Below are 25,291 nucleotides of genomic sequence, written 5' to 3' on the forward strand. Positions count from 1 at the left end.
TTGCACTCGTTGTTCAAGCGCCTGGCCACCACGGCCTGCTGCATGACGTGAACCAGCTCGCTTGCCGGAACGGCGCCAGTGACCGGCCATCGTCCATTGAAGACGAGATGAGGGACCCCTCCTGCATGGTCGCCCCCCATTGCAGACTGGTGGGCGGAGGGTGCGCTGGCATCCCAACTGCCGGGAAATGGCAGCCTTGTCCTGCGCAGGCCGCAATGGCGCGTGCACCTCATCTTATTCGTCGACCTTGATCCCTGCGTCGTTGGCGATCTTCGTCCAGACTTGCAAATCGTTCCGGACAATCTCGCCCAACTGCGCCGAGGACTTTACCGGAGGCGACTCGAAGTTCAGCTTCTTCATCAGGGCCGCGATCTCCGGCGTCCCCTGCACCTTGTTGACCTCGTCGGCCAGCCGCTTCACGATTGCCGGACTAGTCCCGGGCGGCGCGAACATGCCGAACCATCCCACCGTATTGAACTTGTAGCCCTGCTCACCCATCGTCTTGACGTCGGCAAGCTGGGGCGAGCGCACGTTGCCCACAATGGCAATGCCGCGCACCTTCCCGGAACGCAGGAACGGAACCGCCACGCTGGGATCCGTCCAGCCGATCTTCAACACACCCGAGGAAAGCTCGGTGAGCAGTTGACTGGCTGTCCGATATGCGACGTGCTCGGTCTTCATGCCAGTCTGATTCTTCAGCCACTCCATCGTCAGGTGCGCGGACGAGCCGGTGGCCCAGCTACCATAGCTGTACTTGTCCGGATTCGCCTTCACGAGCTGGATGAGTCCAGGCAAGTCGTGCACCGGCAGATCCGGGCTCACCAGCAGCAACACCCCCCCTACAGCTGTCTGCGCGATCGGCACGAGGTTCTTTCTTGCATCCTGGGAAACGGATTTGATGACGGCCGGCGCAACCACCATGCTGGATGCCGTTGTGTAGAGAATCGTGTAGCCATCCGGCGCCGCCTTGAGGACGGCGTTAGTCCCGATCACTCCGCTGCCTCCTGGCCGGTTCTCCACGACCACAGCCTGCTTCAGCGACTCGGAAAGGCGCTGCGCCATGGCCCGCGCCAGCGCGTCGGTTCCCGATCCGGCGGACGAGGGCACGATCATTTGAATCGGGCGCGCGGGCCAGGCTTCCTGTGCCTGCACCGGCCCTGGCACGCACAAGGCGATGCTTGCCGTGGTGCACAGCGTGATTGAGAGCAGCTTCCTTAGTGATGACATCGTCGTCCCCATGTTTTTTCGACTATTACCCAGCCTGCCAAGTGCTGCCTGCCTCACCCAACCAAGCGTGCGACACACGATTTCTACCCCTCAGGCTAACGTGAGTACGATCATAGCAGTCGTTATTTTTATTGTCGACATCAATTCATTGTGGGGTAGAGACGTTAGGGAAAGGACCGACCAAGGTGGATTTTCATGCACGCGAAGCACACCGTGGACGGCTTTGCGCCGAACCTAGTACGGATATCGCACGGCTCAGGCGCGCAGGGTGGCGGATGCTGCGCTGGGGCTGCTGCTCTGGCTGAGCGTTGTCGCCAGCAGCCTGCTGATGCGGAAGCTGACCGGCGTGCTATGGAAGACGCGGCCGCTCAGGCGGCCGTGGCCGGCGCGGCGCTGCGGCGGGAAGCGGCGCCCTTGCTCGTCGGCGCGCCGGATGACAGCGTACGGATGGCGGCGTCGCGGGAGCTTTCGATGCGCTTGCGCGCGGTCTGCAGGACCACGTCGATGTCGCGCCTGGCCACGGCACGCTGCAGCGCACGCCAGGTCTTGATTGAATTCTCGAGCGAGCCGGGATTGGCTGCGAGCCCGAGTCGCACATAGCGCAGCGTGCGCAGCGCGATGGAATTCAGTAATTCCCCGACCAGCCGGTTTCTCGACAGGTCCGCCATCGCCATGTTCGCCAGGAACGTCGCGCTGATATAGGCATCCACGGCGGAATCCTCCACCGCCTTGCCGAGCTTCGGCATGAACGCCTCGAACAGGGCGTCAAGCGCCTCGGCGCGCTCTTCCATCAGTTCGCGCAGCAGGATGGCGAACAGTGCTTCGCGCACGACGTAGATATCCTTCAGGTCCTGCGCATTCGGCTCCGTGACGATGGCGCCGCGCCGGGCCCGGAACTCGATGAGCCGTTCGCGCTCCAGGATGCGCAGGGCCTCGCGCACGGGGGCGCGGCTGACCTCGAGGACATCGCTGATATCCTTCTCCAGCAGGCGCTGGCCGGCATGGATCACGTCGATGGTGATCAGGCCCGCCAGCCGCACCGCAATCTGCTCAGCCACCGATGCCGACCAGTCGCGTCCATGCATGAGCGCCTGCTCCACCGCCAGCGTGACAGGATTCTGTGGGGTCTTCGGCGTCAGCAGGGCTTGCAGTTCAGGCGTATTGGTAGTCTTGAGTCTGCCCATGAGTGGCGGTACTTCCGAGAGTTGCGATCGGGGCCAGCGCAGGCACGGCGGAGCGCGCGGCGCCCAAGATCTTACCTCACGTCGTGCCCCGGGCCGGCTGGCTGAACTTCCGCTGCATGCCGGACCGCTGACCAACCGGCGCCCCACATATCGTCGACATTAATAATTTTGCGATGCTAAACTCGTTCCGCACTGTTTTGTCGCCAACCAGGGGAATGCCATGACTGCAGCAAAAGCCGTTTACCTCGATCCGCCGGCCGGCTTCGAGCGCATCGTCATCGGGGAAGCCACGGCCGCCCCCCCGGGACCGGGCGAGATCACCGTCCGCATACGTGCCAGTTCGCTCAACTATCATGACTACGCCGTGGTGTCCGGCCGTCGGGGCTTGACGGAAAGGCGCATTCCGATGGCGGACGGCGCCGGGGAGGTCACAGCCGTTGGCGCGGGCGTTAAGGCATTCGCGGTCGGCGACCATGTCGTCAGCACGTTCTTCCCGACGTGGCATGACGGAGAGCCGCGCTTGTGCGATTTCGCTACTGTCCCCGGGGATGGCGTCGACGGCTTTGCGCGGGAAACCGTGACGTTGCCTGAAGCCTGCTTCACGCGCGCTCCGCACGGCTACAGCCACGCCGAGGCCGCAACGCTGACCACGGCCGGGCTGACAGCCTGGCGGGCATTGTTTGTCGATGGCGCCTTGAAGCCCGGAGAGACCGTGCTGGTCCTCGGCACTGGCGGCGTATCGGTCTTTGCGCTGCAATTTGCCAAAGCGGCCGGCGCGCGGGTAATTGCCACCTCATCCTCGGACGAGAAGCTTGGCAGGCTTCAGACGCTTGGCGCAGATTGCCTGATCAACTATCGCAAGACGGCGCAGTGGGGCGAGACCGTACGCGAGATGACAGATGGCGCTGGCGTCGACCATGTTATCGAGGTTGGCGGCGCCGCGACCCTCGACCAATCGATGACGGCGGCCCGTGTCGGCGGACATATCGCCGTGATCGGCTCGCTGGGGAACCCGACCGGGCCGGTCACCGTCACCCAGCTGCTGCGCAAGCATCTGCGCCTGACCGGCTTGCTGGTGGGGAGCCGCCGACACCAGCTTGACATGGTACGTGCCCTGAATGCCACTGGCATCCGCCCGGTCATTGACCGGCACTTCCCGCTGGAAGCGATGGCTGACGCCTTTCGGTACCAGGAGTTGAATCAGCACATCGGCAAGATCGTACTGGATATCTGATCAGCGGCTCCCGTCCTTCGGCTGCTCGAGCGGCGGCAGCCTGGTCAGGCCCTCGCTTTCCACGAGTTATTGATCATTCGCAGCCCACCAGGACCGTGCCAATCTTGCCGTGCGCCTCGACTTCCACGTGGGCCAGTGCGGTCTCCCGCAGCGGAAGGACTTTGTGCACGGCGTGAATGGCGTCCGGAACCTCGGTCAGCCATCGCGTCACCCGAAGAAATGGCCCCCGCCCACGCTGACCAAGTTGCTGACGCTCCACCGTAGTCTCCGCGCAGTTCCGTGAACCGATATGGATCCCGATAGCCGCAACTCTCACTGCTTCAGCTCAATCAGTAAGTCCTTCGCCGCCACACGGTCACCCTGTTTCACATGCACCGCGGCGATTTCGCAGTCGCGATCCGCTGCGATGTGGGTTTCCATCTTCATCGCCTCCAGCGCCATCAGCGTCGTACCCGCTGCCACGCGCTGTCCCGGCTGGACCGCCACCGTCACGATCGAGCCCGGCATGGGCGCGGCGATATGCAGCGGATTGCCGGGATCGGCAACCGGACGGCTGCTGCGCACCACGCTCGCATGCGTGGTGCTGCGCTGCTCGACCAAGGTTGTGCGCGATTGTCCGTTCAGTTCGAACTGGACCTTGATGACGCCCTCTTCGGCATCAGGGTGCGTGCCTTGCAGGGAAACCAGCAGGGTCTTGCCTGCCGCGATGTCGACGCCCACTTCTTCCTGCGGCTGCAGGCCGTACAGGAATGCCGGCGTGGGCAACACCGAAGTATCGCTATAGGCGCGCACATGCGCGTGGTACTCGCCGGTCTGCTTCGGATACATCAGGTACGACGCCAGCTGCCGGTCGTCAAGCGCCTGCTCGCAGGCCGCTTCGCCCGCGGCGCGGGCCGCATCGAGATCGACTGCCGGGATCTGGTCCCCTGGCCGGTAAGGCGCGGGCGGCTCGCCCCTGAGCACCTTGCGCGAGAGTTCCGCGGGGAAGCCATCGGGCGGGAAGCCCAGTTCACCCTTGAACAATGAGACCACCGATTCAGGAAATGCGATCTCCTTGGCCGGATCGGACACATCGGCGGCAGTCAGATCGTTGGCCACCATCATCAATGCCAGATCCCCCACTACCTTGGACGTGGGCGTCACCTTGACGATGTCGCCGAACAAGTGGTTGACATCGGCGTAGGCGCGCGACACCTCGGTCCAGCGATGCTCGATACCGAGCGAGCGGGCCTGCTCGCGCAGGTTGGTGTACTGGCCGCCCGGCATCTCGTGACGGTACACGTCGGCCGTGCCGGCGCGGATTTCGGATTCGAACGGCGCGTAGTAACGACGCACCCCTTCCCAGTACATCGACGCCTCATGCAGCCGCTCCAGGCTGAGTCCGGGATCGCGTTCGCTGCCCGCCAGGGCCGCGACGATGCTTGACAGGTTGGGCTGCGAGGTGAGCCCGCTCATGGCATCGAGCGCGCCGTCGACGGCATCGCAGCCGGCCTCGATGGCAGCCAGTGCGGAAGCCGCCGAGATGCCGCTGGTGTCGTGCGTATGGAAATGCACCGGCAGTCCGGTTTCCTCCTTGAGTGCCTTGACCAACGCGGCCGCCGCCTGCGGACGGCAGATGCCCGCCATGTCCTTGATGCCCAGCACGTGCACGCCGGCACGCTGCAGTTCGCGGGCGATACCGACGTAGTACTTCAGGTCGTACTTGGCGCGCGACTTGTCGAACAGGTCCCCGGTATAGCAGATCGCGCCTTCGCAGAGCGCGCCGCTTTCGCCGACGGCATCGATCGCCACGCGCATATTGCGCACCCAGTTCAGCGAATCGAACACGCGGAACACATCCACGCCGGAACTGGCGGCCTGGCGTACGAAGAAGCGCACCACGTTGTCCGCATAGTTGGTATAGCCGACAGCATTCGAACCACGCAGCAGCATCTGGAACAGCACGTTGGGCACCCGCTCGCGCAACTGCTCAAGGCGTTGCCACGGATCTTCCTTGAGGAAGCGCAGCGCCACGTCGAAGGTGGCGCCGCCCCAGCACTCCAGCGAGAACAGCTGCGACAGCTCGCGCGCGTAGAACGGCGCGATCGGCAGCATGTCCGCGGTGCGCATGCGCGTGGCAAACAATGACTGGTGCGCGTCGCGCATGGTCGTGTCGGTCAGCAGCACCTGTTTCTGGTCCAGCATCCACCGCGAGAACTTTTCGGCGCCGAGCTCGCGCAGGCGGTCGCGCGTGCCATAGGGCAGCGCACCGCTGGTATCCACGGCCGGCAGCACCGGCCTGGGCAGCGGCAGCGACGGCAGCGAGCGGCCGCTCATTTCCGGGTGGCCGTTGACGCTGACCTCGCCCAGGTAGCGCAGCAGCTTGGTGGCGCGGTCCAGGCGCTTGGTGAACGCCAGCAGTTCCGGCGTCAGGTCGATAAAGCGCGTGGTGACATCGCCAGACCGGAAGGCGGAATGATTGATGACGTTTTCGAGGAACTGCAGGTTTGAAGCGACACCGCGAATGCGGAATTCGCGCAGCGCGCGGTCCATGCGCCGGATCGACTCGGCGGCGGTCGGTGCCCAGGTCGTGACCTTGACCAGCAGGGAATCGTAATACGGCGTGATCACCGCGCCACCGTAGGCGGTACCGGCATCCAGGCGCACGCCGAAGCCCGCAGCGCTGCGGTAGGCGGTGAGCCGTCCATAGTCCGGCAGGAAGCCGTTTTCCGGGTCCTCGGTCGTAATCCGGCATTGCAGCGCGTGCCCGTTCAACGCAATCTGCGCCTGGGCCGGAACGCCCGCGGCACGCACGGTGATGGCACCGTCTGCGTTGCGCGTGTTTTCGGTCATGCCGATATGGCCGCCCTCCGTGATGCGGATCTGCGCCTTGACGATATCGATCCCGGTGACCATCTCCGTGACCGTGTGCTCGACCTGGATGCGCGGATTGACCTCGATGAAGTAGAACTGCCCGGAGTCCGCATCCATCAGGAATTCGACCGTGCCGGCGTGCGTGTACCCGACCGCGCGCATCAGCCGCAGTGCCGACTCGCACAGCGCAGCCCGGCCGGCATCGTCGAGGTAGGGGGCGGGAGCCCGTTCGACGACCTTCTGGTTGCGCCGCTGCACGGTACAGTCCCGCTCGTAGAGATGCACGAGGTTGCCATGCGTGTCGCCGAGCACCTGCACCTCGACATGGCGCGCCTTGCGCACCAGCTTTTCGACATACACCTCGTCGTTGCCGAACGCGGCCAGCGCCTCGCGCCGCGCGGCGGCGAGAGCGCCCTCGAGGTCCTGCTCGCTTTCCAGGACCCGCATGCCGCGCCCGCCGCCGCCCCAGCTTGCCTTGAGCATCAGCGGGTAGCCGATGCCCGCGGCCAGTCGCTTGCACGCTTCCAGGTCATGGGGCAGCGGATCGGTTGCCGGCATCACCGGGACGCCCGCCTCGATCGCCGCATTGCGCGCCGCCACCTTGTTGCCAAGCTTGCGCATGACCTCCGGCGACGGGCCGATCCAGCGGATCCCCGCATCGATCACTGCCTGCGCGAAGTCGGGGTTTTCAGAGAGAAAACCATAGCCTGGATGGATGGCGTCGACCTTCGCCTGCCTGGCAATGCGCAGGATGTCGTCGATGTCGAGGTAAGCGGCCAGCGGCTTCTTGCCCTCGCCGACCAGGTAGCTCTCGTCAGCCTTGAAGCGATGGAGCGCGAGGCGGTCTTCTTTCGAATAGATCGCCACCGTGCGGACATTCATCTCGGCGGCCGCGCGCATCACGCGGATCGAGATCTCGGAACGGTTGGCAATCAGCAGGGATTTGATCGGTGTGTAGTCCATGGGGCGCGCAAAGAAATGAACCAGCCGTGCACGACGGCACGGCGTGGTCAATGGATCGGAGAGCAGGAGAAGGATTAAGGCTTCGCCAGGCCGCTAGTCGTAGTGAGCAAACGGGGTGTGCGAATCCATCCAGTCGTAGTGCTCTGTCGTCGTCGCCCAGGCCCAGTTGGTTTGCCGTGGCGACGGCTCATTGCAATCGCAACGCTCGCTTCGTTCCTGGCCAGCGCGCGGCTTGCTGGCATCTCCGGCCAGCTCGCGGCTGTCCGCGCCGGCTCCGTTCCTTCCGTAGTACATCGCGGTGCATTCCTCTTCAAGATCCAGGGCGCCTGCCCTTCAACGCAACGCGATAGCCAGGCGACGGCAAATTTGCAGGCACGACCACAGGCGTGCCCGTTCGATCTTCTTTGCGCAAGAAATGGACCAACGGGAGCCAAATCACGTATCCCATTGATTCAGCGCGCAATTTTCAAGTGACTCAGCCCCTTTAGTTTCATAATTGAAATTCAATATTTCATCAATGAGATCCGTAACGCGCAACGAACGCGGCTCGACGAGACGATCCGTTTCATCTCCCATACGTGGCCACGGCGCCGCGGACGTCCGGCACAATCGAACCTTTCAACCGCCCTCGGTCGCCTGAACCCACCGTTTTCTGGCATGCAACGAAGAACCTTTCTGCATCTGGCGGCAGCCGCCGGCCTCGCCACGCACCTGCCCCGCTGGGCAAGATCGGCCACGCTGCCCCAGCGCGACCTGTTCGCGCTGGGCGTGGCGAGCGGCGCGCCCACTGCCGACGGATTCGTGCTGTGGACCCGCCTGCTCGACGGGGCGATCCCGGGCACGGCGCAAGCCGATGCGCGTGGCATCACACCATTGCAGGGCGCACTGACAGTCCAGTGGGAAGTCGCCGAAGACGAGGCATTCCGGCGGATCGTCCGCCGTGGCCACGCGCAAGCCCTGCCGGAGCTCGGCCACTCCGTCCACGTGGAGGTCGGCGGGCTGCGCCCGGACCGCTGGTACTTCTACCGTTTCATGCATGGTGACGCGGCGACCACTACCGCACGCACCCGCACCGCGCCTGCGGCCGATACGCTGGCGCCGCGCGTCCGCTTCGCGTTCGCTTCGTGCCAGCGCTGGGAACAGGGCCACTATGCGGCGTACCGGCAGATGCGGCAGGAAGACCTGGACCTGGTGGTGTTCCTCGGCGACTACATCTATGAGAACGCAGTGGTGGCGAGCGCGGCGCAGTTGCCGCGCACGCACAGCCTGCCCAGGGCGACCAGCCTGCAGGACTTCCGCGACCGCTATGCGCTGTACAAGAGCGATCCGCTTCTGCAGGCCATGCATGGCGCCTGCCCGTGGCTGGTCACCTGGGACGATCACGAAGTCCAGAACGACTACGCGGCACGCGTGGGCAGCGAACCGGCGGCGGACTTCCTCGCCCGGCGCACCGCGGGATACCAGGCGTTCTACGAGAACATGCCGCTCCGGGCGAGCGCGCTGGTCCATGGCTCGTCCGGCCTGGGCACGCCGGACGCGCTGCGCGTCCATTCGCGGCATCGCTGGGGACGCCTGGTCGATTTCCATGTGCTGGACGACCGGCAGTATCGCGATATCCAGGCCTGTCGCGAGCCGGGGCAGCCGCGCAAGGGCTCGGTGTCGCCAGACCAGTGCAGCGCCCTCGACGACCCGCGCCGCACCATGCTCGGCAGCGCGCAGGGGCAATGGCTCGCGCAAGGGCTGGCGCAGGACCGGCGCGACCAGACCCGCTGGAGCGCGATCGCCCAGCAGACCATCTTCTCGCGGCGCAACTACAAGGCGTTGCCGGCGGAATCCTTCCACAGCGACACCTGGGACGGCTATCCCGCCGCGCGCCAGCGGCTGCTCGACAGCATCGTGGCGGCGGCGCCGCGCAATACGGTGTTCATCGGCGGCGATATCCACCAGCACTATGCCTGCAATGTGCTGGCCGATTTCAACGACGCGAAGTCTCGCGTGATCGCCAGCGAGTTCTGCACGACCTCGATCGCCTCGGCGTCGGGAAGCACCGTGGAGAGCGCCGCCAGGATCGCGGCGCTGAACCCGCATATCCTCCACGCGCGGCCGGACCAGCGCGGCTACACCGTGGTCGAGGCCACGCCCGAACGCTGGGCCAGCACGCTGCGCGGTGTGGAGGACGTGGCGCGGGTGGACAGCCCGGTCGGAACGCAGGCGGCGTTTGTCGTGGAGGACGGGCGGCCGGGGGTGCAGCGCGTGGGGGGATCCCAGGCGCTGGCATATCCCGGCACGTCCGAGGCATAATTCTGAAACTGGTTTCACCGAGACCCGAACCCTATGCCGCCGCGCCCCGTGACCCGACCTGCGTCCGACCTGAAACCTGCCGAGAAACTCACCATCCAGGACGTTGCCGACTATGCGGGCGTCTCGAAGGCAACCGTATCGCGCTACCTGAACCGGGGCGGCGAGCAGTTGTCCGCGGACGTAGAGGCGCGCGTGGCCGCGGCCATCCGCGCGCTCGGCTATAGCCCCAGCCCCATGGCGCAGGGGCTCAAGCGCGGCAAGTCGCGCCTGATCGGGCTGGTGGTGGCGGATGTTTCCAATTCGTTCTCGGTGGCCGTGCTGCGTGGAGTAGAAAAGGCCTGTCGCGACGCCGGCTATATGGTGATGCTGTTCAACCTCGGCAATGACGAGCAACTGGAACGAGAGGCCATCCGCTCGCTGTCGGCCTACCGGGTCGAGGGTTTTATCCTGCACACACTGGGCCACGATGCCGGCGCCCTTGCCGATGCGGCGCAATTGGGCAAACCGGTTGTACTGGTCGACCGCAAGGTCGGCGATGCGGAAGTCGACCTGGTGGCCCTGGACAACCTGACCGCCGTCCATGAAGCTGCCGGCCACCTGGTCGAAGCCGGCTATCGGCACGTGCTCTTCATCAGCGAGCCGATCAAGGCCATCAGCTCACGCAACGAGCGGGCCCGCGCCTTCCAGAGCTACATCGCCGAACACGCGGACTCGCTTGGCGGGACCATCTTTGAAGCCCACAGGGGTGACGACGATGCCCTGGATGAAGCGCTGCGCGACCTGCGCCGCCGTGCCGGCCAGGCGCCCGTTGCCGTGCTGGCGGCCAACGCAGTGATCTCGCTGCGCGTGGCCGCATCGGCCGCCAGACTGGGGTGGCAGCTCGGCACCGACCTTGGCCTGATCGGCTTCGATGATCCGGAATGGGCTGCATTGGTCGGTCCAGGCCTCAGCGCCATTTCCCAGCCCACCGACGATATCGGGCGCGTCGCCACCAACTGCCTGATCGAGCGCCTGCAAGGCGCGCAGCTGCCGCCGCGCCGGGTCCTGTTGCCCGGCACCCTGGTCACTCGCGGGTCCACGCGCCGCGGCTGATCCTTCCCCCGCCGCCGACCGAGCGCGCACGCGTGAGCCACGCATAGACCCGCTGCGTCGGCCCAGCGGGTGCACGAACGTGCCCCTTCCCACCGCAGTTCCAACGCGTTCCTCCCCGTAAGGGTTTCCACTGCTGGACCTCTGAAACCGGTTTCCTATAATTCTGAAACCGGTTTCAAGACGGTACTTGCCGAACGCTGCGACGCCAGCGACACATCCCATATACGTGCAGGAGACATTGATGAACGTCCAACGCTTGTTGCGCCGCGTAGCCGCGCCCGTGCTGACTCTGCTGGTCCTGACCAGCGCCGCTTTCACCGCCCAGGCGCAGACCGTCGCCGAGATCGTCAAGAAGGGCAAGGTCACCATCGGCGTCGTGACCGGCGCCCCGCCCTTTGGCACCACGGACGCCACCGGCAAACCCGCCGGCTATGACGTCGACGTGGCCAACCTGCTGGGCAAGTACCTGGGCGTGCCGGTCGATATCGTTCCGCTCACCTCGCCCAGCCGGATTCCGGCGCTGGAGGCCGGCAAGGTCGATTTCCTGGTGGCGACGCTGGCGCCGACGCCCGAGCGGGCGCGGGCCATCATGTTCAGTGCGCCCTACAGCGCGTTCGAGCTGACCATCTTTGCGCCCACCGCAGCCAAGTACGCCAAGCTGACCGAGCTCGGGAAGAAGAAGGTGGGCGTGACGCGCGGCACCACGCAGGACACCGCGCTGACCCGGCTGGCCGTGCCCGGCATGAATATCGTCCGCTTCGAGGACGATGCCACCTGCGCGCAGGCCCTGATCAGCAACCAGGTCGACGCCATTGCGCTGCCGAATACCACCGGCAACGAGATCATGAAGGCGCGCGGCGCCGGCAAGTTCGACGCCAAGTTCGCGTTCTCGGTGCAGCCGAATTCGATGGCCGTGCGCCGCGACGCCTTCGAACTGCGCCAGTGGCTCAACACCACCATCTCCTACGTCAAGCTGAATGGCGAACTCGATGCCATTGCGCAGAAGTGGACCGGCAAGGCTCTGCCCGCACTGCAAGCGTTCTGAACCAGGCCGTCTGAGGTTGCGCGCCGGCGCCAGCCGGCGTGCCAGGAGACCCGCATGAACTATCAATTCGAATGGACCCCGGTGCTGTCGCAGCTGGATCGCTTCGCGGAAGGCGCGGCGATGACGCTGGCGCTCAGCTTCGGCTCGATCCTGCTCGGCACCGTGGTCGGCGCCGCCGGCGCCATTGCCGCTGCTTTTGGCGGCCCCTGGCTGCAGCGCGCCACCAGGGCCTACGTTGAAGCCATCCGCAACACGCCCTTCCTGATCCAGCTCTTCATCATCTTCTTCGGCTTGCCAACCGTGGGCCTGCAGATCGATGCCGTCACGGCCGCGGTAATCGCCATGACCGTCAACCTCGGCGCCTACTCGACGGAAATCATCCGGGCCGGCCTGCAGGCGGTGCATCGCTCGCAGCTCGAGGCCGCCGCCGCGCTGGGCATGACACGCTGGCAGCTGATCCGCCACGTCGCCCTGGTGCCGGCCTTCGAGAAGGTCTATCCAGCCCTGACCAGCCAGTTCACGCTGATGATGCTGACGTCGAGCGTGGTGTCGACGATCTCGGTGGAAGAGCTGACGGCGGTCGCCAGCCAGGTCGATTCGCAGACCTTCCGTACCTTCGAGAGCTACATCCTCGTCATGTTCATCTATATCGGCCTGGCACTGCTGCTGCGCGCCATGTTCGCCCTGATCGGCAACCTGGTGTTCAAGCGGCGCCGCGTGGTGGCGCGCGCACGAAAGCTGGCACGCACAACCCGGATCGCGCCGCTGGCGCAGGCGGAACTGACGGCAGCGGTTGCAGGGAGCGCGAAATGATCACCGAGTTCTCCTGGAATCATCTTGAAATCCTGCTGCTGGCGGCACGCTGGACGCTGTGGGTGACCTTGCTCGCCTTCGTCGGCGGCACGCTCGCCGGGTTCCTGGTGGCGCTGGCGCGTACCTCCAGAAGCCCGCTGCTGCGCCTCGCCAGCACGGCCTATATCCAGATCGTGCAAGGGACGCCGGTACTGATCGTGCTGTTCCTGAGCTACTACGGGCTCTCCGTGCTCGGGCTCAAGCTGTCGCCGATGGTCGCGGCCATGCTGGCGATGTCGATCTACGCCAGCGCCTATCTCGGCGAAATCTGGCGCGGCTGCATCGAGGCCGTGCCGCAAGGACAGTGGGAAGCCAGCGAAGCGCTCGCCCTCACCCGCTGGCAGCAGCTGCGCTACGTGGTGCTGCCGCAGGCCGTCCGGCTGGCCTTGCCGCCCACGGTGGGGTTCTCGGTCCAGCTGGTCAAGAACACCTCGATCACTTCCATCATCGGCGTCATCGAACTGACCCGCGCCGGCCAACTGATCAACAACGCGACCTTCCAGCCCTTCGCGGTCTTCGTCGTCGTCGCACTTATCTATTTCGCGCTCTGCTTCCCGCTTTCGGCGGCAGCCCGGCGCATGGAAAGGGGGCTCCATGTCAATCGTTGAAGCACAAGGCGTGCACAAGTCATATGGTTCCGTCGAAGTCCTGAAGGGCGTTTCGTTTGCGATCGAGCCGGGCCAGGTGGTCGCCATCATCGGCCGCAGCGGCTCCGGCAAGAGCACCATGCTGCGATGCCTGAATGGCCTGGAGACGATCAACGCCGGCAACATCACCGTCGCCGGGCACAAACTGGATCACGACCGCAAGCGCTTGCTCGACCTGCGCCGCGACGTGGGCATGGTGTTCCAGAGCTACAACCTGTTTCCGCACCTGACCGTGGGCCAGAACATCGCGCTGGCGCCGTCGATTGTGAAGAAGCTGGTTGCGAGCAGGAACGACGGCATCGTCGACCAGGTGCTGACCCAGGTCGGCCTGCTGGACAAGAAGGACTGCTACCCCGAGCAGCTCTCGGGCGGACAGCAGCAGCGCGTGGCCATCGCCCGTTCGCTGGCGATGGAGCCCAAGGTGATGCTGTTCGACGAGGTCACCTCCGCGCTCGACCCCGAGCTGACCGCGGAAGTGCTTCGGGTCATGGAAAACCTGGCTGCCTCCGGCATGACCATGGTGCTGGTCACGCATGAAATGGAGTTCGCGCGCCGCATGGCGCATACCACCATCTTCATGCACCAGGGCAAGGTGCACGAGGCGGGCCCGTCGAAGGCGCTGTTCGCGCAGCCGCGGACACCGGAACTGCAGCAATTCCTCAGCGCGGGAGCACTGAAATGAGCCAGTGGCAAGCAGATGGTTCATCCCGCCCGCCGGTGTTGATCTCGCTGACGGCCTATGGCGCCGACCTCGCCCTGAGCAACGGACAGGCTGCGCTGGCACGGATTGCCGCGGCCGCAGGCGCGGACGGCGTGGAATTCCGCGGCGAACTCCAGCGCCGGTACAAGGACGAAGTCAGCGAACAACGCGAGGTCGCCGGGCAGCATGGACTGTGCGTGGTCTGGTCCAGCCCGGAAGGCCTCTGGAATGACGCCGGCAGCCTCGATGCCGCCGCGCTCGACCGTGCCTTCACGACCGCGCTGGCGCTCGGTGCGACCCGGGTCAAGATGTCGCTTGGCGGCTATCGGGCAGGCACGGCGCTGGAAGCACTGCTGCCCTGGCTGCGGCACGACGGCATCGAACTCGTCGTGGAAAACGACCAGACCGCCCAGGCCGGCACCGTACCGCCGCTGCGCGACTTCTTCGCGCGCATCACGGCGCTCGGGGAGAGCGCCCCGATGACCTTCGACATGGGCAACTGGCACTGGACCGGCGAAGACCCGCTCGACGCCGCGCAGGTCCTCGGCGCCGGCGTCGGCTACGTGCACTGCAAAGGCGTGCAGCGCACGCCCGCCAAATGGATCGCGGTGCCGCTTGACCAGTCGGCGGCACCATGGCGCAGCATCTTGCGCCGCCTGCCCACGCACGTTGCGCGTGCGATCGAATTCCCGCTGCAAGGCGAAGACCTGGTGCAGGTCACGCGCCATCATGTCGAACTGCTGCGTTCAGTGGAGATTCCGGCATGAGCACCGATCTTGACGTGGTCACCCTGGGCGAGGCGATGCTGATGCTGGTCGCCGGCGAAGCCGGGCCGCTCGAAGGCGCGCAGACCTTCCACAAGCGCACCGCCGGTGCCGAGACCAACGTGGCCATCGGCCTGTCGCGCCTGGGCCTGAAGGTCGGCTGGGCCAGCCGGCTGGGCGACGACTCGATGGCGCGCTACCTGCTCGGTGAAATGCAGCGCGAAGGCGTGGATTGCAGCCAGGTGGTGTGCGAGCCCGGTGAGCGCACCGGTTTCCAGTTCAAGGGACGGGTCGACGACGGCAGCGATCCGCCCGTCGAATACCACCGCCGCGGCTCGGCGGCGAGCCGCATGAATCCGGAGCACCTGGACAACAGTTGGCTGCGGCGCTCGCGGCACCTGCACGTCACCGGCGTGTTCCCCGCGCTGGCCGCAGGCACGCAGGCTGCCACGCGCCAGGCCATCGCCACCATGCGCGCCGCCGGCCGCACGATCTCGTTCGATCCCAACCTGCGGCCCACGCTGTGGGCCACGCCTGAGCTGATGCGCGAAACGCTGAACGACCTCGCGCGGCAGTGCGACTGGGTCCTGCCCGGCATCGAGGAAGGCCGCTTCCTCACCGGCCATCCCGAGCCGGAACGCATTGCCGCCTTCTACCGTGCACGCGGCGCCAGGCTGGTGGTAGTGAAACTGGGCGCCGACGGCGCCTACTTCGATGGCGAGGCCGGCACCGGCCATGTCGAGGCATTCAGCGTCGAGCGTGTCGTCGACACCGTTGGCGCCGGCGATGGCTTTGCCGTGGGCGTGATCAGCGCGCTGCTGGAGGGCCGCCCGGTGGGCGAAGCCGTCCGGCGCGGCGCCTGGATCGGCGCGCGGGCGGTGCAGGTGCGGGGCGATACCGAAGGCCTCCCGACCCATGCCCAACTGGCGGCCGTCAGCTTGTGAAGCCACAGCAAGGATTACCCATGCGCAAGAATGTTCTGGTGTTCCGCCCGATTCCTGAGGACCTCCTCGCCACGATCGAGTCGGAGCATGACGTGATCGTGGCCGACCCGCGCCAGCCGGCACAACGGCCGGCCTTCCGCGCCGCGCTGTCGGGAGCCCACGGCCTGATCGGCTCCAGCGTGAAGCTTGGCGCGGCGGAACTCGCCGAAGCCGGCCGCCTGGAGGTGATCTCAAGTATTTCGGTGGGGGTCGACAGCTACGACCTCCCCTGCCTGCATCGGCGCGGCATCACCCTGTGCCATACGCCCGGCGTACTCACCGAGACCACCGCCGACACCGTCTTCGCGCTCATCATGGCCACGAGCCGCCGCCTGGTCGAGCTTGCAGCCCATGTGCGCGAGGGCCGCTGGACCGCCAACATCGGAGAGGGCCTGTTCGGCTGGGACGTGCACGGCAAGACCCTGGCAATCCTGGGCTTCGGGCGCATCGGCCAGGCCGTGGCGCGGCGCGCGGCGCTCGGCTTCGGCATGGAGGTGCTCTACGTCAACGAGACCGCCGCGGAGCCGCCCGACCTGGTGGGACGCGCCACCCGGACGGATCTCGACGATGCCTTGCGGCGCGCCGATATCGTCGCCGTCACCCTGCCCCTGACCGACAGCACGCGCGGCCTGATGGGCCTGCGCGAGTTCGCGCTGATGAAGCCGGGCGCGATCTTTGTCAATGGCGCGCGCGGCCAGATCGTGCAGGAAGACGCGCTGCTCGCGGCCCTCGAGAGCGGCCACCTGTGCGCGGCCGGGCTGGATGTCTTCGCCACCGAGCCGCTGCCTCAGGACTCGCCGCTGCGCAGCCATCCCAAGGTGACCGCCCTGCCCCATATCGGCTCGGCCACGCATGAGACCCGGCGCGCCATGGCAGAGCTCGCCACGCGCAACCTGCTGGATGCGCTCGCCGGACGGCAGCCCGCCGCGCGCTTTGACCTGGCGGCCTTTGCCGCCCAGGCAGCCGCCTGATTTTCCCCGCAAGGACACCCGCAATGCCCAGTTCCATTCCCACGCTGTGCGGCTCGATCATGGGCGAGCCTTTCACCTTCAATGTGCGCATCCACAACGCCGCCTATCGGGCGCTGGGGATCGACTACACCTTTGTGTGCTTCGGGGTGCAGGACGTGCCCGGCGCCGTGCAGTCGATCCGCGCGCTCGGCGTGCGCGGGATGAATGTCTCGATGCCGCACAAGCAGGCGGTGATCGCGCATCTCGACCATCTCGACGAGACCGCCCGCGCCATCGGCGCGGTCAACACCATCAACAATATCGATGGCATGCTGACCGGCTACAACACCGACTGCATCGGCGCCGTCCGGGCGTTCCAGGAGGTGACAGAAGTGGCCGGCAAGCGCATTGCGCTGCTGGGCGCGGGCGGCGCGGCGCGGGCGATGGCCTATGGCCTGCGCGAGGCCGGCGCCAGCGTGACCGTGTTCAACCGCACCGCGGCGCGGGGCGAGGAACTGGCCGCCTCGCTTGGCCTGCGCTTTGGGGGCGGGTTATCCGACTTCCGCGCAGCGGACTTCGACTTGCTCGCCAACGCGACCGCCGCGGGCTTTCGCGCACCCGATGTCAACCCGGTCGCCGGACAGCTCGTCGCGCACCTGATCGTCATGGACGCTGCCTTCATCCCGGTCAGGAGCAAGCTGATCCGCGATGCCGCCGCGCTTGGCTGCCGCACCATCGATGGCACGCGCATGATGCTGCACCAGGCGTGCGCCCAGGTCGAGTTCTACACCGGCTGCGCACGCGCGCCGATCGAAGCGATGGAAGCCGCGCTGCTAGAGGAGATCGCCCGCCTGTCTTAAGCCCCTGCCGCGCTTGGTCTTCCGAGCATTGCGGCCAGTGGCAGCCGACGCGCCGCCTCACTTCCGCAGGTTGGTCTTGGCCACCAGTGCCTTCATCACGGCGTTGTCTGCCGCGATCATCGCCGTGAAGGTCGCCGCGTCGGCATAGGCAATGCCCAGGTTCTGCCGGCGCAGCGCTGCCACGAAGACAGGATCCGCCACCGCCTTGCGGCTGGCGGCTGCAAGGACTTCGAGCACTTCGGGTGGAGTGCCTCTTGGCGCGGCCAGCCCTCGCCACGTGCCGATCGAGAGGTCGATACCGCGCTCACGCAGCGTCGGAACGTTCGCGAAACCCCTGACCCGCTGCTCGGCCATCACCGCGAGCGTCTTCACCTTGCCTGCGACCACATAGGCCGATACCTCGGCGGGACTGACGGCCACCGCGTCGATATGCCCGCCCATCAATGCCACCAGGGCCGGCGCCGCACCGGAGAACGGCACATGATTGAACTTGACGTGCGCCTTGTCCTCCAGCGCCGTCGCCGCCAGGTGCCAGATCGAGCCCGAGCCGGAGTTCCCTACCTGCACCTCCCCCGGATGCGCCGCCGCGAATTCCAGGAACGCCTCGATGGTGTTCCAGCGCGAGTCGGCCTTGACCGTGATTGCGGACGGATCGGCATTCAGGCGTGCGATCGGCACCAGCTGGGCGGCGTCGAGCGTGGTCGGCCCGAGATGCGGGACGATCACGGCTTCCGCGATGATGATGCCGAGCTTGTAGCCATCCGGCTTGGCGCGGGCCACTTCCGTCATGCCAATTGCGCCACTGGCACCTGGCTTGTTCACCACGGTCAGCGGCTGCGACAGGTACTTGCGCATGGCTTCGCTGAAGGCCCGTGCAACCGTGTCGGTGCCACCGCCTGCCGCGCTTGGCACCACGAGTTCGACAGGATGTTCCGGGTAGGGAGCCGCTGGCGTCTGGCCGACGGCGGCAAGTGAGGCCAGCAGTGCGGCCATGGGAAACAGCTTGCGGGGCAATCGCATCAGGTCGTTACCAATAAGCCTTATTAATCACCTCGAAGAAAAGCCGAACCGCAACGCCGGAGCGAGGACGGAAAGCCGGCCACGAGCGAGCCTCCCCAACGCTGAGGCGGGGAGGAAATCCAGTGGCGCAGGGCGGGCAGCGCCTACTTGCTGCCGTCGCGCGCGTCGCCGCCGATTGCGTCGATGATGATCATGGTGCGGTCCAGCACGCCGCGATCGTCAAAGTAGGCGCTGAAGTGCGCAGGCTGATAGGCGCCGGCGTAGAGCCGGTAGGACCAGGCCTCCCGTTTCATCAAGGGGTAGTATTCGATCGGCTCGCGCGGGCGGCCGAAGCGCTCGGCGACGTCCTGCTTGGTCCAGACGCCGGGACGGGCCTCGTAGATCTCCTTCTCGGTCAGCATCTGGCGGAAATTGGTCAGCTTGCCGCTTGCGTCGAAGTCCGCCGCGTAGACCTGGAAGCCGAGCGGCTGCTTCGAGTAGATCCACCGGCTGGTGCCGTTGGCGAGCTGGTATGTCTCCGAGGGCGCGCCGAAGGTATCGCGCACGGCGCTCTGCGGGCTGCCGAACATCTTCTGGGCGGTCTCCACGGGCTGGAGGGTGGCACAGGCACATAGCAGGGTTGCCGCTGCGGCGGCCAGCCAGACGGACAGGCGATGGCACATGATTGATCTCCGGTAAGCGCGGCGGGCGTGAACCAATTCAGCATAGTGCACGCCGCGCGGGGCAGGTGCGCTGGCTAGAACGATACACACACCGGGCTGCGGAGCCGGAGCACCGCTTCCTGCTGGAAGCGGGTCTTGTACTCGCTGACTATGGCTCGCGCCGCGGCTTCGCTGCGCTCGTCCGCGGCGTGCACCAGGCTGAGCACGTACGAGGTTTCGCGAACCACGCCGCCATCGGCGCCGCGCCATTGTCCTGAGGCCGGCCAGGCCGTGAAGCCTTGCGCAAAGCGCGGCGTCACCGAGGCTTGCAGGAAGGCTTCCCATTCGGATACCGACACCACCCCATCGGGCTTCGCTGTTCCAAAGTACATCAGTTCGCTGACCGCGCGTTCCTCGCTGGCCGTGCATGCGGGGCCGGACATGGCTGCGCAGCCGGAAAGGGCGAATGCCAGCGCCAATGGCAGCGCCATGGCGCCGGCATGTTGAGTACGGGGGGGAAGTGAGTGCCGATCTGGCATGCGTGCGGCCGCTTCCTCAAAGGGCTCCGGCATTTCAGTCCAGTCGTTTGTCTGTTGGCCTCAGGGGCTCCGCTGCAGGCGCCTCGAAAGCGTCGAACATCAAGTCAGGCGCACTGGTGTTGTGACGCGACCAGACAGTACGGCCAAATCGCACCCCAGTCGCCTGCATCGAGGAGACGGCCATCACCGGCTTCCTGCGGGCTTCACGTGCCGGCCCGGTCCACCAGGTGGCCTCGCTCGCGTCCGCGTTGTCATCGGCAACGTACATCGAGCGCAGCATTGCGAAGGGTCGATTGGCGTCAAAGAGCGGCTGGAACCGGACATCGAGCGCGGTGCGTCTGTCGCTGATCTCAGTGATCGTGACCGTGGCCTGGCCCCCGCGCGTGAAATGCAGCCTGACAGACAAGGGCTCCGGCTCGATGTCGATTCGCGCGATGTTGACCACCGGGCGCCCATCCTGCTCTATCGGCCCCAGCAGGAACGAAGAGCCATACGCATTGACGCCCAGATGGCGCGCCGGCAACGGTTTCGCCCGCCAGTAGCCATCGGCGGGATAGAGCACCAGTACCTCAGTACGCGTCCGGCCGGATTTGTGGAACACCTGAACCAGGTGAAAGCCGGCGTCCGGCCTGCCCGCAACCGTGACAGGCACCTTATGCGGCCGCCAGAAACTCGCAAACGTGATACCGACAATGGCAATGTTCCTGCCGTCATAGAGGCTGGTCGTGCGAGGCACGAAAACATGGCGCGGATCGGTCGGGTGTGGCGCCTGACCGAAGTTGCACCCGGAGAAATCAGGCGCGGAGCTGTCGGTGCGGATTGCATCGACATAGGGAGGATGCAATGCCTGGATCCGGAACTTCCCGACGGCGGCAGCGGAAAGGGCGAATGAGACATTGTCTTCCTCCGCACACGAAACCGGAGTGCTCAGGTTTTCGATACTGACGGCCACCCGCTCCGCGTAAGTCGGCACGGAAAGCAGGGCCAGGCACAGGATGGGGATCAGCCGCTTTGCACACATGCCGCTCATTATGATTGCCCGGCGGCGTTTCGCAAGGCAATCAGATCGCGCCCCGCCTAGAACCCCACCGCTTGCCCGTCGCGCCGCGAGTCGGAAGCGGCAATATAGCCGTCCGGCGCCTTGTAGATCAGCTGCGCCGAGCCGAACTCCAGGCTGTCACGCGGCGCCACCTCGACGCGATGGCCCATGCCACGCAGCGTGGCGACCACGTCCGGCGGCAGATGCGCCTCGACATTCACCACCGGCCCGTGCTCCACGCGAAAGCGCGGGGCATCGCTCATGGCTTGCGGATTCTGGCCGAAGGCGGCAAGCCGCGCCATCATCTGGACATGGCCCTGCGCCTGCATCGAGCCACCCATCACGCCGAATGACATCACCGGTGCGCCGTTGCGCGTGACGAATCCCGGGATGATGGTGTGCATCGGCTGCTTGCCGGGCGCCACGCAGTTGGCGTGGCCGGGCTTCAGGTTGAAACCCGCGCCGCGGTTGTGCAGCGCGATGCCGGTGCCGGGCACCACCACGCCGGAGCCGAAGCCGCGGTAGTTGGACTGGATGTACGAAACCATCGAACCCGCGGCATCCGCTGCCGACAAGTAGACGGTGCCGCCGGTCTTCGGGATCCCTGCAGTCGGTGCGCCGGCCCGCTTCATGTCGATCAGCGCCGCGCGCTCGGCAAGATACGCCGGGTCCAGGAAGGCGGCGGGCGCGTGCTGCATGGTGGCCGGGTCCGACACGTGGCGGTGCAGGTCGGCAAAGGCCAGCTTCATTGCCTCGATGCTGACGTGGTAGAAGTCGGCGCTGTCGCAACCCATGCTTTCCACGTCGAAGCGGTCCAGGATGCCGAGGCCGATCAGCGCGGCGATGCCCTGGCCGTTCGGGGGAATTTCGTGGAGCGTGTAGCCGCGGAACTCCTGCGCCATCGGCTGGACCCAGGCAGCGCGATGTGCGGCCAGGTCGTCGGCGCGGATGGCGCCTCCGGTTTCCTCGGCGAACGCGACGATGCGCGCGGCGAGTTCACCCGTGTAGAAGCTCTCGCCATCGCTCTCGGCAATGCGCTGCAGCGTGGCGGCCTGCCCCGGGAAACGCCAGCGCTCGCCCGCCTGCGGCGCCCTGCCGTCGCGCAGGAACGCCTTGGCAAAGCCAGGCTGCCCGGCCAGCACCGGCACCTGCGCGGCCCATTGCCGTGCGATCTGCGGCGACACCAGGAAGCCCTGTTCGGCGTACTCGATGGCCGGCGCGAACAGCCGCGCGAACGGCAGCTTGCCGAAGCGGGCCGACAGCGCCTTCCAGCCCGCAACTTGGCCCGGCACGGTGACGGTGTCCCAGCCCACCTCGGGCATGGCGTCGCGCCCGGCGAAATGCTCCGGCGTCCAGCGCGCCGGCGCACGGCCGCTGGAGTTGAGCCCGTACAGTTGCCCCTCGTGCCAGACCAGCGCGAACATGTCCCCGCCAATGCCGTTCATGACCGGCTCCACCACGGTCAGCGCAATCGCGCTGGCAATGGCGCTGTCGATGGCATTGCCGCCTTCGTACAGCATGCGCAGCCCCGCCTGCGCGGCGAGCGGCTGGCTGGTGCTGACCGCGTTGGCGGCCAGCAGCGGCATCTTCTGCGACGGGTAGGGAAAGGTCCAGTCGAAAGGCAACATCGGGAACTCCATTCAGAACAGGTAAAAGGGCGCGCGGGCGGCGCCCCAGGGTTGCAGCACGCTGGTTATTGCAAAGTCACGCCGGACTGCTTGACGAGCTTCTCGGTACGCGGAATCTCGGCGCTGACCATCGCGCTGAATTCGCCGACGCTGCCGCCACGCGGCTCGGCGCCGGTGGCCGCCAGCCGCTCGCGGAATTCCGGTGACTTGAGCAGCTTATTGATCGAGACATTGAGCTTGCCGACCACGTCCGCCGGCGTGCCCTTGGGCGCGACAATGCCGTACCACGGCGCGATATCGAAGCCGGCATAGCCCTGCTCGGCGATCGTCGGGATCTCCGGCGCGTTCGGCGAGCGCTTCGCGGTGGACATGCCAAGCGCACGCAGCTTGCCCGCCTTCACATACGGCAGGCCGGTCATGATGGTGTCGAAGTACATCGACACCTGGCCGGACAGCAGCGCGGGAATCGCTTCGCCAGCGCCCTTGTACGGCACATGGACGATATCGATGCCGGCCGCGGCCTTCAGCATTTCGCCGGCGATATGCGAGGTGGTGCCGGCACCGAACGAGGCATAGGTCAGCTTGCCCGGATTGGCCTTGGCATACGCCACCATCTCGGGCAGCGTTTTGAACGGCAGCGAGGGGTTGGACAACAGGATGTTAGGCGTGACCGCGACGACCGCCACCTTCTCGAACGCATCCGGGTCATAGCTGAGCTTCTTGTACAGGAACCGGTTGGTCACCATCGACGCCGGTCCGGACATCAGCAGCGTATAGCCATCGCCAGGCGCGCGCGCAGCCACTTCGCTGCCGATCATGGCAGCGGCGCCTGGCCGGTTTTCGATCACGAAGGTCTGGCCATATTCCTTGCCGAGGCCAAGGCCGATCTGCCGCGAGATCAGGTCGGTGGCCGAGCCAGCCTGGAACGGCACGACGATACGCACCGGCTGGCTGGGCCAGTCGCGGGCGCCCTCCGCGAGTGCCAGGGAAGAGGCCGCCAGCATGGTGACCGCAAGCAGGCTACGGATAGCAGTGAAACGCATGTTTATACCCTCATCGATAGAAGAAATGTCATCCGCTCACAGGGAGGGATGGCACTTCCCAGTCCGCAATATGCGTGCCATTGGTGTCGGGCCGATTCCGGCGCGCGTCCCGCCCGCCCCCTTCCCTTTCCTGGAAGTTTGCGCACGTCTTGCACCGGAGTCGTCAGCTTCGCACCGGCAATTGCCGGACTGTCTTGTCTCCATGGGGCCGGCGCACTGCGTGGGTGCGCCATGGCCCCGCCCTGGTGGGGGGTGTCCTTCACCCCATCGTTGTTATTCGACGTCCATGCAGAGGTATTTGGTCTCCAGATACTCGTCGATGCCATGGCTTGAGCCTTCGCGGCCCAGCCCCGATTGCTTGACGCCGCCGAACGGCGCCACCTCGTTCGAGATCAGCCCGGTATTGATGCCGACCATGCCGTACTCGAGTGCCTGCGCCACGCGCCAGATCTTCCCCATGTCGCGCGAGAAGAAGTAAGCGGCCAGCCCCGACTCGGTATCGTTGGCCATCGCCACCACCTCCTCTTCGGTGCTGAAGCGGAACAGCGGTGCCAGCGGGCCGAAGGTCTCCTCGCGTGCCACCCGCATCGACGAAGTCGCATTGGCCAGCACCGTCGGCGCGAAGAAGGTGCCGCCGAGCGCATGGCGCTGGCCGCCCGTCAACACGGCGGCGCCGTGCGCCAGCGCGTCGGCAATATGCGCTTCGACCTTGGCCACGGCATCCGCGTCGATGAGCGGGCCTTGCGTGACCTCGCTGTCGACGCCATGGCCCGGCCGCAACTGCTCGACCGCGCTGACGAGACGGCGCGCGACCTCGTCATAGACGCGCTCGTGCACATAGATGCGGTTGGCGCAGACACAAGTCTGGCCGCTGTTGCGGAACTTGGAGGCGAGGATGCCCTCCACCGCGCGGTCGAGGTCGGCGTCGTCGAAGACGATCAACGGCGCGTTGCCACCCAGTTCCAGCGAGAGCTTCTTCACGGTGCCGGCGCACTGCGCCATCAGCAGCTTGCCGATCGCGGTCGAGCCGGTAAAACTGAGCTTGCGCACCACCGGGCTGGCGCACAGCACGCCGCCGATCTGCACGGCGTCGCCGGTCACCACCTGCAGCACGCCACGCGGCACGCCGGCCTGTTCGCCCAGCACGGCCAGCGCCAGTGCCGTGAGCGGCGTCTGTTCGGCGGGCTTGACGATGATGGTGCAGCCGGCGGCAAGCGCCGGGCCGACCTTGCGCGTGATCATCGCCGCCGGGAAGTTCCACGGCGTGATGGCCGCGCACACACCCACCGGCTCGCGCAGCACCACCAGCTTCTGGCTGCTGCGCGGGCTGGCCAGCACCTCGCCATCGACCCGCTTGGCTTCTTCCCCGAACCACTCGAGGAAGCTCGCGGCATAGGCGACCTCGCCGCGCGCCTCGGCCAGCGGCTTGCCTTGCTCGGCGGTCATCAGTTGGGCCAGGTCTTCCTGGTGCGCCAGCATCAGATCGGCCCAGCGGCGCAGCACGGCGGCGCGCGCCTTGCCCGTCTGCGCGCGCCATGCCGGCAGCGCGCGCTCGGCGGCGCGCACCGCCTGTTCGGTTTCGGCCGCGCCGGCCAGGGGCACCGAGCCGATCTGTTCGTGGGTCGCCGGGTTGTAGACCGCGAGTTCTGCGCCGCTTTGCGCCCCGGTCCATTCGCCGTCGATCAGGCAATGGCTGCGCAACAGCGCGGTATGTTGGAGTTCCATG

Annotated in this window: 22 protein-coding genes; 11 read left to right on the top strand and 11 right to left on the bottom strand. The window is 66.3% G+C overall.

Annotated elements, in window-relative coordinates:
- Nucleotides 1-234: 234 nt before the first annotated feature.
- Both AC10V3_RS30435 and AC10V3_RS30440 read right to left on the bottom strand, forming a co-directional pair.
- The gene (locus tag AC10V3_RS30435) at nucleotides 235-1,227 is read right to left on the bottom strand and encodes a Bug family tripartite tricarboxylate transporter substrate binding protein (RefSeq protein ID WP_041682161.1); all 993 of its coding nucleotides are present in this window, start codon (nucleotides 1,225-1,227) and stop codon (nucleotides 235-237) included.
- 368 nt (nucleotides 1,228-1,595) lie between these two features.
- A complete protein-coding gene (locus tag AC10V3_RS30440) occupies nucleotides 1,596-2,411 on the bottom strand; it encodes a GntR family transcriptional regulator (RefSeq protein WP_022539100.1) in 816 nt (271 codons plus the stop codon).
- Nucleotides 2,412-2,631: 220 nt separating this feature from the next.
- On the opposite strand from AC10V3_RS30440, the gene AC10V3_RS30445 reads away from it, so the two are divergent.
- Nucleotides 2,632-3,645 (top strand): zinc-dependent alcohol dehydrogenase family protein, encoded by a 1,014-nt coding sequence (locus AC10V3_RS30445; protein ID WP_022539101.1) that lies wholly within the window; start codon nucleotides 2,632-2,634, stop codon nucleotides 3,643-3,645.
- Nucleotides 3,646-3,718: 73 nt separating this feature from the next.
- Here AC10V3_RS30445 and AC10V3_RS30450 read toward each other — a convergent pair whose 3' ends face one another.
- Nucleotides 3,719-3,904, bottom strand: coding sequence for a hypothetical protein (locus tag AC10V3_RS30450; protein WP_349607855.1), 186 nt, complete (start codon nucleotides 3,902-3,904; stop codon nucleotides 3,719-3,721).
- Between the two features lie 53 nt (nucleotides 3,905-3,957).
- Nucleotides 3,958-7,461, bottom strand: a complete 3,504-nt coding sequence (locus AC10V3_RS30455; protein WP_022539103.1) for a pyruvate carboxylase — start codon at nucleotides 7,459-7,461, stop codon at nucleotides 3,958-3,960.
- 657 nt (nucleotides 7,462-8,118) lie between these two features.
- Between AC10V3_RS30455 and AC10V3_RS30460 the strand changes: the two genes are divergently transcribed.
- The 10 genes from AC10V3_RS30460 to AC10V3_RS30505 all read left to right on the top strand — a co-directional run bounded on the left by AC10V3_RS30460 (nucleotide 8,119) and on the right by AC10V3_RS30505 (nucleotide 17,655).
- Entirely contained in the window at nucleotides 8,119-9,762 is a 1,644-nt protein-coding gene (locus AC10V3_RS30460; RefSeq protein WP_022539105.1) for an alkaline phosphatase D family protein, read from the top strand.
- 33 nt (nucleotides 9,763-9,795) lie between these two features.
- Nucleotides 9,796-10,854: a LacI family DNA-binding transcriptional regulator gene (locus tag AC10V3_RS30465; protein ID WP_022539106.1), complete on the top strand. Its 1,059-nt coding sequence runs from the start codon at nucleotides 9,796-9,798 to the stop codon at nucleotides 10,852-10,854.
- A 241-nt stretch (nucleotides 10,855-11,095) separates the two neighbouring features.
- Nucleotides 11,096-11,899 carry a transporter substrate-binding domain-containing protein gene (locus tag AC10V3_RS30470; protein WP_022539107.1) on the top strand — a complete coding sequence of 268 codons (804 nt, stop codon included), beginning with the start codon at nucleotides 11,096-11,098 and terminating at the stop codon, nucleotides 11,897-11,899.
- 54 nt (nucleotides 11,900-11,953) lie between these two features.
- The gene (locus AC10V3_RS30475; protein ID WP_022539108.1) at nucleotides 11,954-12,712 is read left to right on the top strand and encodes an amino acid ABC transporter permease; all 759 of its coding nucleotides are present in this window, start codon (nucleotides 11,954-11,956) and stop codon (nucleotides 12,710-12,712) included.
- Nucleotides 12,709-13,359 (top strand): amino acid ABC transporter permease, encoded by a 651-nt coding sequence (locus AC10V3_RS30480; RefSeq protein ID WP_022539109.1) that lies wholly within the window; start codon nucleotides 12,709-12,711, stop codon nucleotides 13,357-13,359. Before AC10V3_RS30475 ends, AC10V3_RS30480 begins: the two co-directional genes overlap by 4 nt.
- Nucleotides 13,346-14,080, top strand: a complete 735-nt coding sequence (locus AC10V3_RS30485; protein WP_022539110.1) for an amino acid ABC transporter ATP-binding protein — start codon at nucleotides 13,346-13,348, stop codon at nucleotides 14,078-14,080. Before AC10V3_RS30480 ends, AC10V3_RS30485 begins: the two co-directional genes overlap by 14 nt.
- Complete coding sequence (locus tag AC10V3_RS30490) at nucleotides 14,077-14,865, top strand: sugar phosphate isomerase/epimerase family protein (RefSeq protein WP_022539111.1); 789 nt, start codon at nucleotides 14,077-14,079, stop codon at nucleotides 14,863-14,865. Before AC10V3_RS30485 ends, AC10V3_RS30490 begins: the two co-directional genes overlap by 4 nt.
- Complete coding sequence (locus AC10V3_RS30495) at nucleotides 14,862-15,806, top strand: sugar kinase (protein WP_022539112.1); 945 nt, start codon at nucleotides 14,862-14,864, stop codon at nucleotides 15,804-15,806. The genes AC10V3_RS30490 and AC10V3_RS30495 overlap by 4 nt, the downstream gene beginning before the upstream one ends.
- 20 nt (nucleotides 15,807-15,826) lie before the next feature.
- A complete protein-coding gene (locus tag AC10V3_RS30500; protein ID WP_022539113.1) occupies nucleotides 15,827-16,816 on the top strand; it encodes a 2-hydroxyacid dehydrogenase in 990 nt (329 codons plus the stop codon).
- Nucleotides 16,817-16,839: 23 nt separating this feature from the next.
- Nucleotides 16,840-17,655 carry a shikimate dehydrogenase family protein gene (locus AC10V3_RS30505; RefSeq protein ID WP_022539114.1) on the top strand — a complete coding sequence of 272 codons (816 nt, stop codon included), beginning with the start codon at nucleotides 16,840-16,842 and terminating at the stop codon, nucleotides 17,653-17,655.
- Nucleotides 17,656-17,712: 57 nt separating this feature from the next.
- On the opposite strand, the gene AC10V3_RS30510 is transcribed toward AC10V3_RS30505, so the two are convergent.
- The 7 genes from AC10V3_RS30510 to AC10V3_RS30540 all read right to left on the bottom strand — a co-directional run bounded on the left by AC10V3_RS30510 (nucleotide 17,713) and on the right by AC10V3_RS30540 (nucleotide 25,290).
- Complete coding sequence (locus AC10V3_RS30510) at nucleotides 17,713-18,675, bottom strand: tripartite tricarboxylate transporter substrate binding protein (protein WP_022539115.1); 963 nt, start codon at nucleotides 18,673-18,675, stop codon at nucleotides 17,713-17,715.
- Nucleotides 18,676-18,818: 143 nt separating this feature from the next.
- Entirely contained in the window at nucleotides 18,819-19,337 is a 519-nt protein-coding gene (locus AC10V3_RS30515; RefSeq protein ID WP_022539116.1) for a hypothetical protein, read from the bottom strand.
- A 74-nt stretch (nucleotides 19,338-19,411) separates the two neighbouring features.
- Nucleotides 19,412-19,759: a DUF3574 domain-containing protein gene (locus AC10V3_RS30520; protein ID WP_349607849.1), complete on the bottom strand. Its 348-nt coding sequence runs from the start codon at nucleotides 19,757-19,759 to the stop codon at nucleotides 19,412-19,414.
- A gap of 130 nt (nucleotides 19,760-19,889) precedes the next feature.
- On the bottom strand, nucleotides 19,890-20,876 hold the full coding sequence (locus AC10V3_RS30525; RefSeq protein ID WP_041682164.1) for a hypothetical protein: 987 nt from the start codon (nucleotides 20,874-20,876) through the stop codon (nucleotides 19,890-19,892).
- A 56-nt stretch (nucleotides 20,877-20,932) separates the two neighbouring features.
- Nucleotides 20,933-22,522 carry a gamma-glutamyltransferase family protein gene (locus AC10V3_RS30530; protein ID WP_022539119.1) on the bottom strand — a complete coding sequence of 530 codons (1,590 nt, stop codon included), beginning with the start codon at nucleotides 22,520-22,522 and terminating at the stop codon, nucleotides 20,933-20,935.
- A gap of 65 nt (nucleotides 22,523-22,587) precedes the next feature.
- Nucleotides 22,588-23,565, bottom strand: a complete 978-nt coding sequence (locus tag AC10V3_RS30535; protein WP_022539120.1) for a Bug family tripartite tricarboxylate transporter substrate binding protein — start codon at nucleotides 23,563-23,565, stop codon at nucleotides 22,588-22,590.
- Nucleotides 23,566-23,838: 273 nt separating this feature from the next.
- Nucleotides 23,839-25,290 carry an NAD-dependent succinate-semialdehyde dehydrogenase gene (locus AC10V3_RS30540; RefSeq protein WP_022539121.1) on the bottom strand — a complete coding sequence of 484 codons (1,452 nt, stop codon included), beginning with the start codon at nucleotides 25,288-25,290 and terminating at the stop codon, nucleotides 23,839-23,841.
- Between the last annotated feature and the right edge of the window lies 1 nt (nucleotide 25,291).

This window comes from Cupriavidus sp. PB-02 (assembly GCF_058252315.1).

Coding starts and splice junctions, on each gene's coding strand:
- AC10V3_RS30465 (WP_022539106.1), top strand. CDS start 9,796: ATGCCGCCGCGCCCCGTGACCCGACCTGCGTCCGACCTGAAACCTGCC.
- AC10V3_RS30500 (WP_022539113.1), top strand. CDS start 15,827: ATGCGCAAGAATGTTCTGGTGTTCCGCCCGATTCCTGAGGACCTCCTC.
- AC10V3_RS30475 (WP_022539108.1), top strand. CDS start 11,954: ATGAACTATCAATTCGAATGGACCCCGGTGCTGTCGCAGCTGGATCGC.
- AC10V3_RS30460 (WP_022539105.1), top strand. CDS start 8,119: ATGCAACGAAGAACCTTTCTGCATCTGGCGGCAGCCGCCGGCCTCGCC.
- AC10V3_RS30530 (WP_022539119.1), bottom strand. CDS start 22,522: ATGTTGCCTTTCGACTGGACCTTTCCCTACCCGTCGCAGAAGATGCCG.
- AC10V3_RS30535 (WP_022539120.1), bottom strand. CDS start 23,565: ATGCGTTTCACTGCTATCCGTAGCCTGCTTGCGGTCACCATGCTGGCG.
- AC10V3_RS30480 (WP_022539109.1), top strand. CDS start 12,709: ATGATCACCGAGTTCTCCTGGAATCATCTTGAAATCCTGCTGCTGGCG.
- AC10V3_RS30485 (WP_022539110.1), top strand. CDS start 13,346: ATGTCAATCGTTGAAGCACAAGGCGTGCACAAGTCATATGGTTCCGTC.
- AC10V3_RS30540 (WP_022539121.1), bottom strand. CDS start 25,290: ATGGAACTCCAACATACCGCGCTGTTGCGCAGCCATTGCCTGATCGAC.
- AC10V3_RS30490 (WP_022539111.1), top strand. CDS start 14,077: ATGAGCCAGTGGCAAGCAGATGGTTCATCCCGCCCGCCGGTGTTGATC.
- AC10V3_RS30440 (WP_022539100.1), bottom strand. CDS start 2,411: ATGGGCAGACTCAAGACTACCAATACGCCTGAACTGCAAGCCCTGCTG.
- AC10V3_RS30470 (WP_022539107.1), top strand. CDS start 11,096: ATGAACGTCCAACGCTTGTTGCGCCGCGTAGCCGCGCCCGTGCTGACT.
- AC10V3_RS30520 (WP_349607849.1), bottom strand. CDS start 19,759: ATGTCCGGCCCCGCATGCACGGCCAGCGAGGAACGCGCGGTCAGCGAA.
- AC10V3_RS30435 (WP_041682161.1), bottom strand. CDS start 1,227: ATGTCATCACTAAGGAAGCTGCTCTCAATCACGCTGTGCACCACGGCA.
- AC10V3_RS30525 (WP_041682164.1), bottom strand. CDS start 20,876: ATGTGTGCAAAGCGGCTGATCCCCATCCTGTGCCTGGCCCTGCTTTCC.
- AC10V3_RS30515 (WP_022539116.1), bottom strand. CDS start 19,337: ATGTGCCATCGCCTGTCCGTCTGGCTGGCCGCCGCAGCGGCAACCCTG.
- AC10V3_RS30510 (WP_022539115.1), bottom strand. CDS start 18,675: ATGCGATTGCCCCGCAAGCTGTTTCCCATGGCCGCACTGCTGGCCTCA.
- AC10V3_RS30505 (WP_022539114.1), top strand. CDS start 16,840: ATGCCCAGTTCCATTCCCACGCTGTGCGGCTCGATCATGGGCGAGCCT.
- AC10V3_RS30445 (WP_022539101.1), top strand. CDS start 2,632: ATGACTGCAGCAAAAGCCGTTTACCTCGATCCGCCGGCCGGCTTCGAG.
- AC10V3_RS30495 (WP_022539112.1), top strand. CDS start 14,862: ATGAGCACCGATCTTGACGTGGTCACCCTGGGCGAGGCGATGCTGATG.
- AC10V3_RS30455 (WP_022539103.1), bottom strand. CDS start 7,461: ATGGACTACACACCGATCAAATCCCTGCTGATTGCCAACCGTTCCGAG.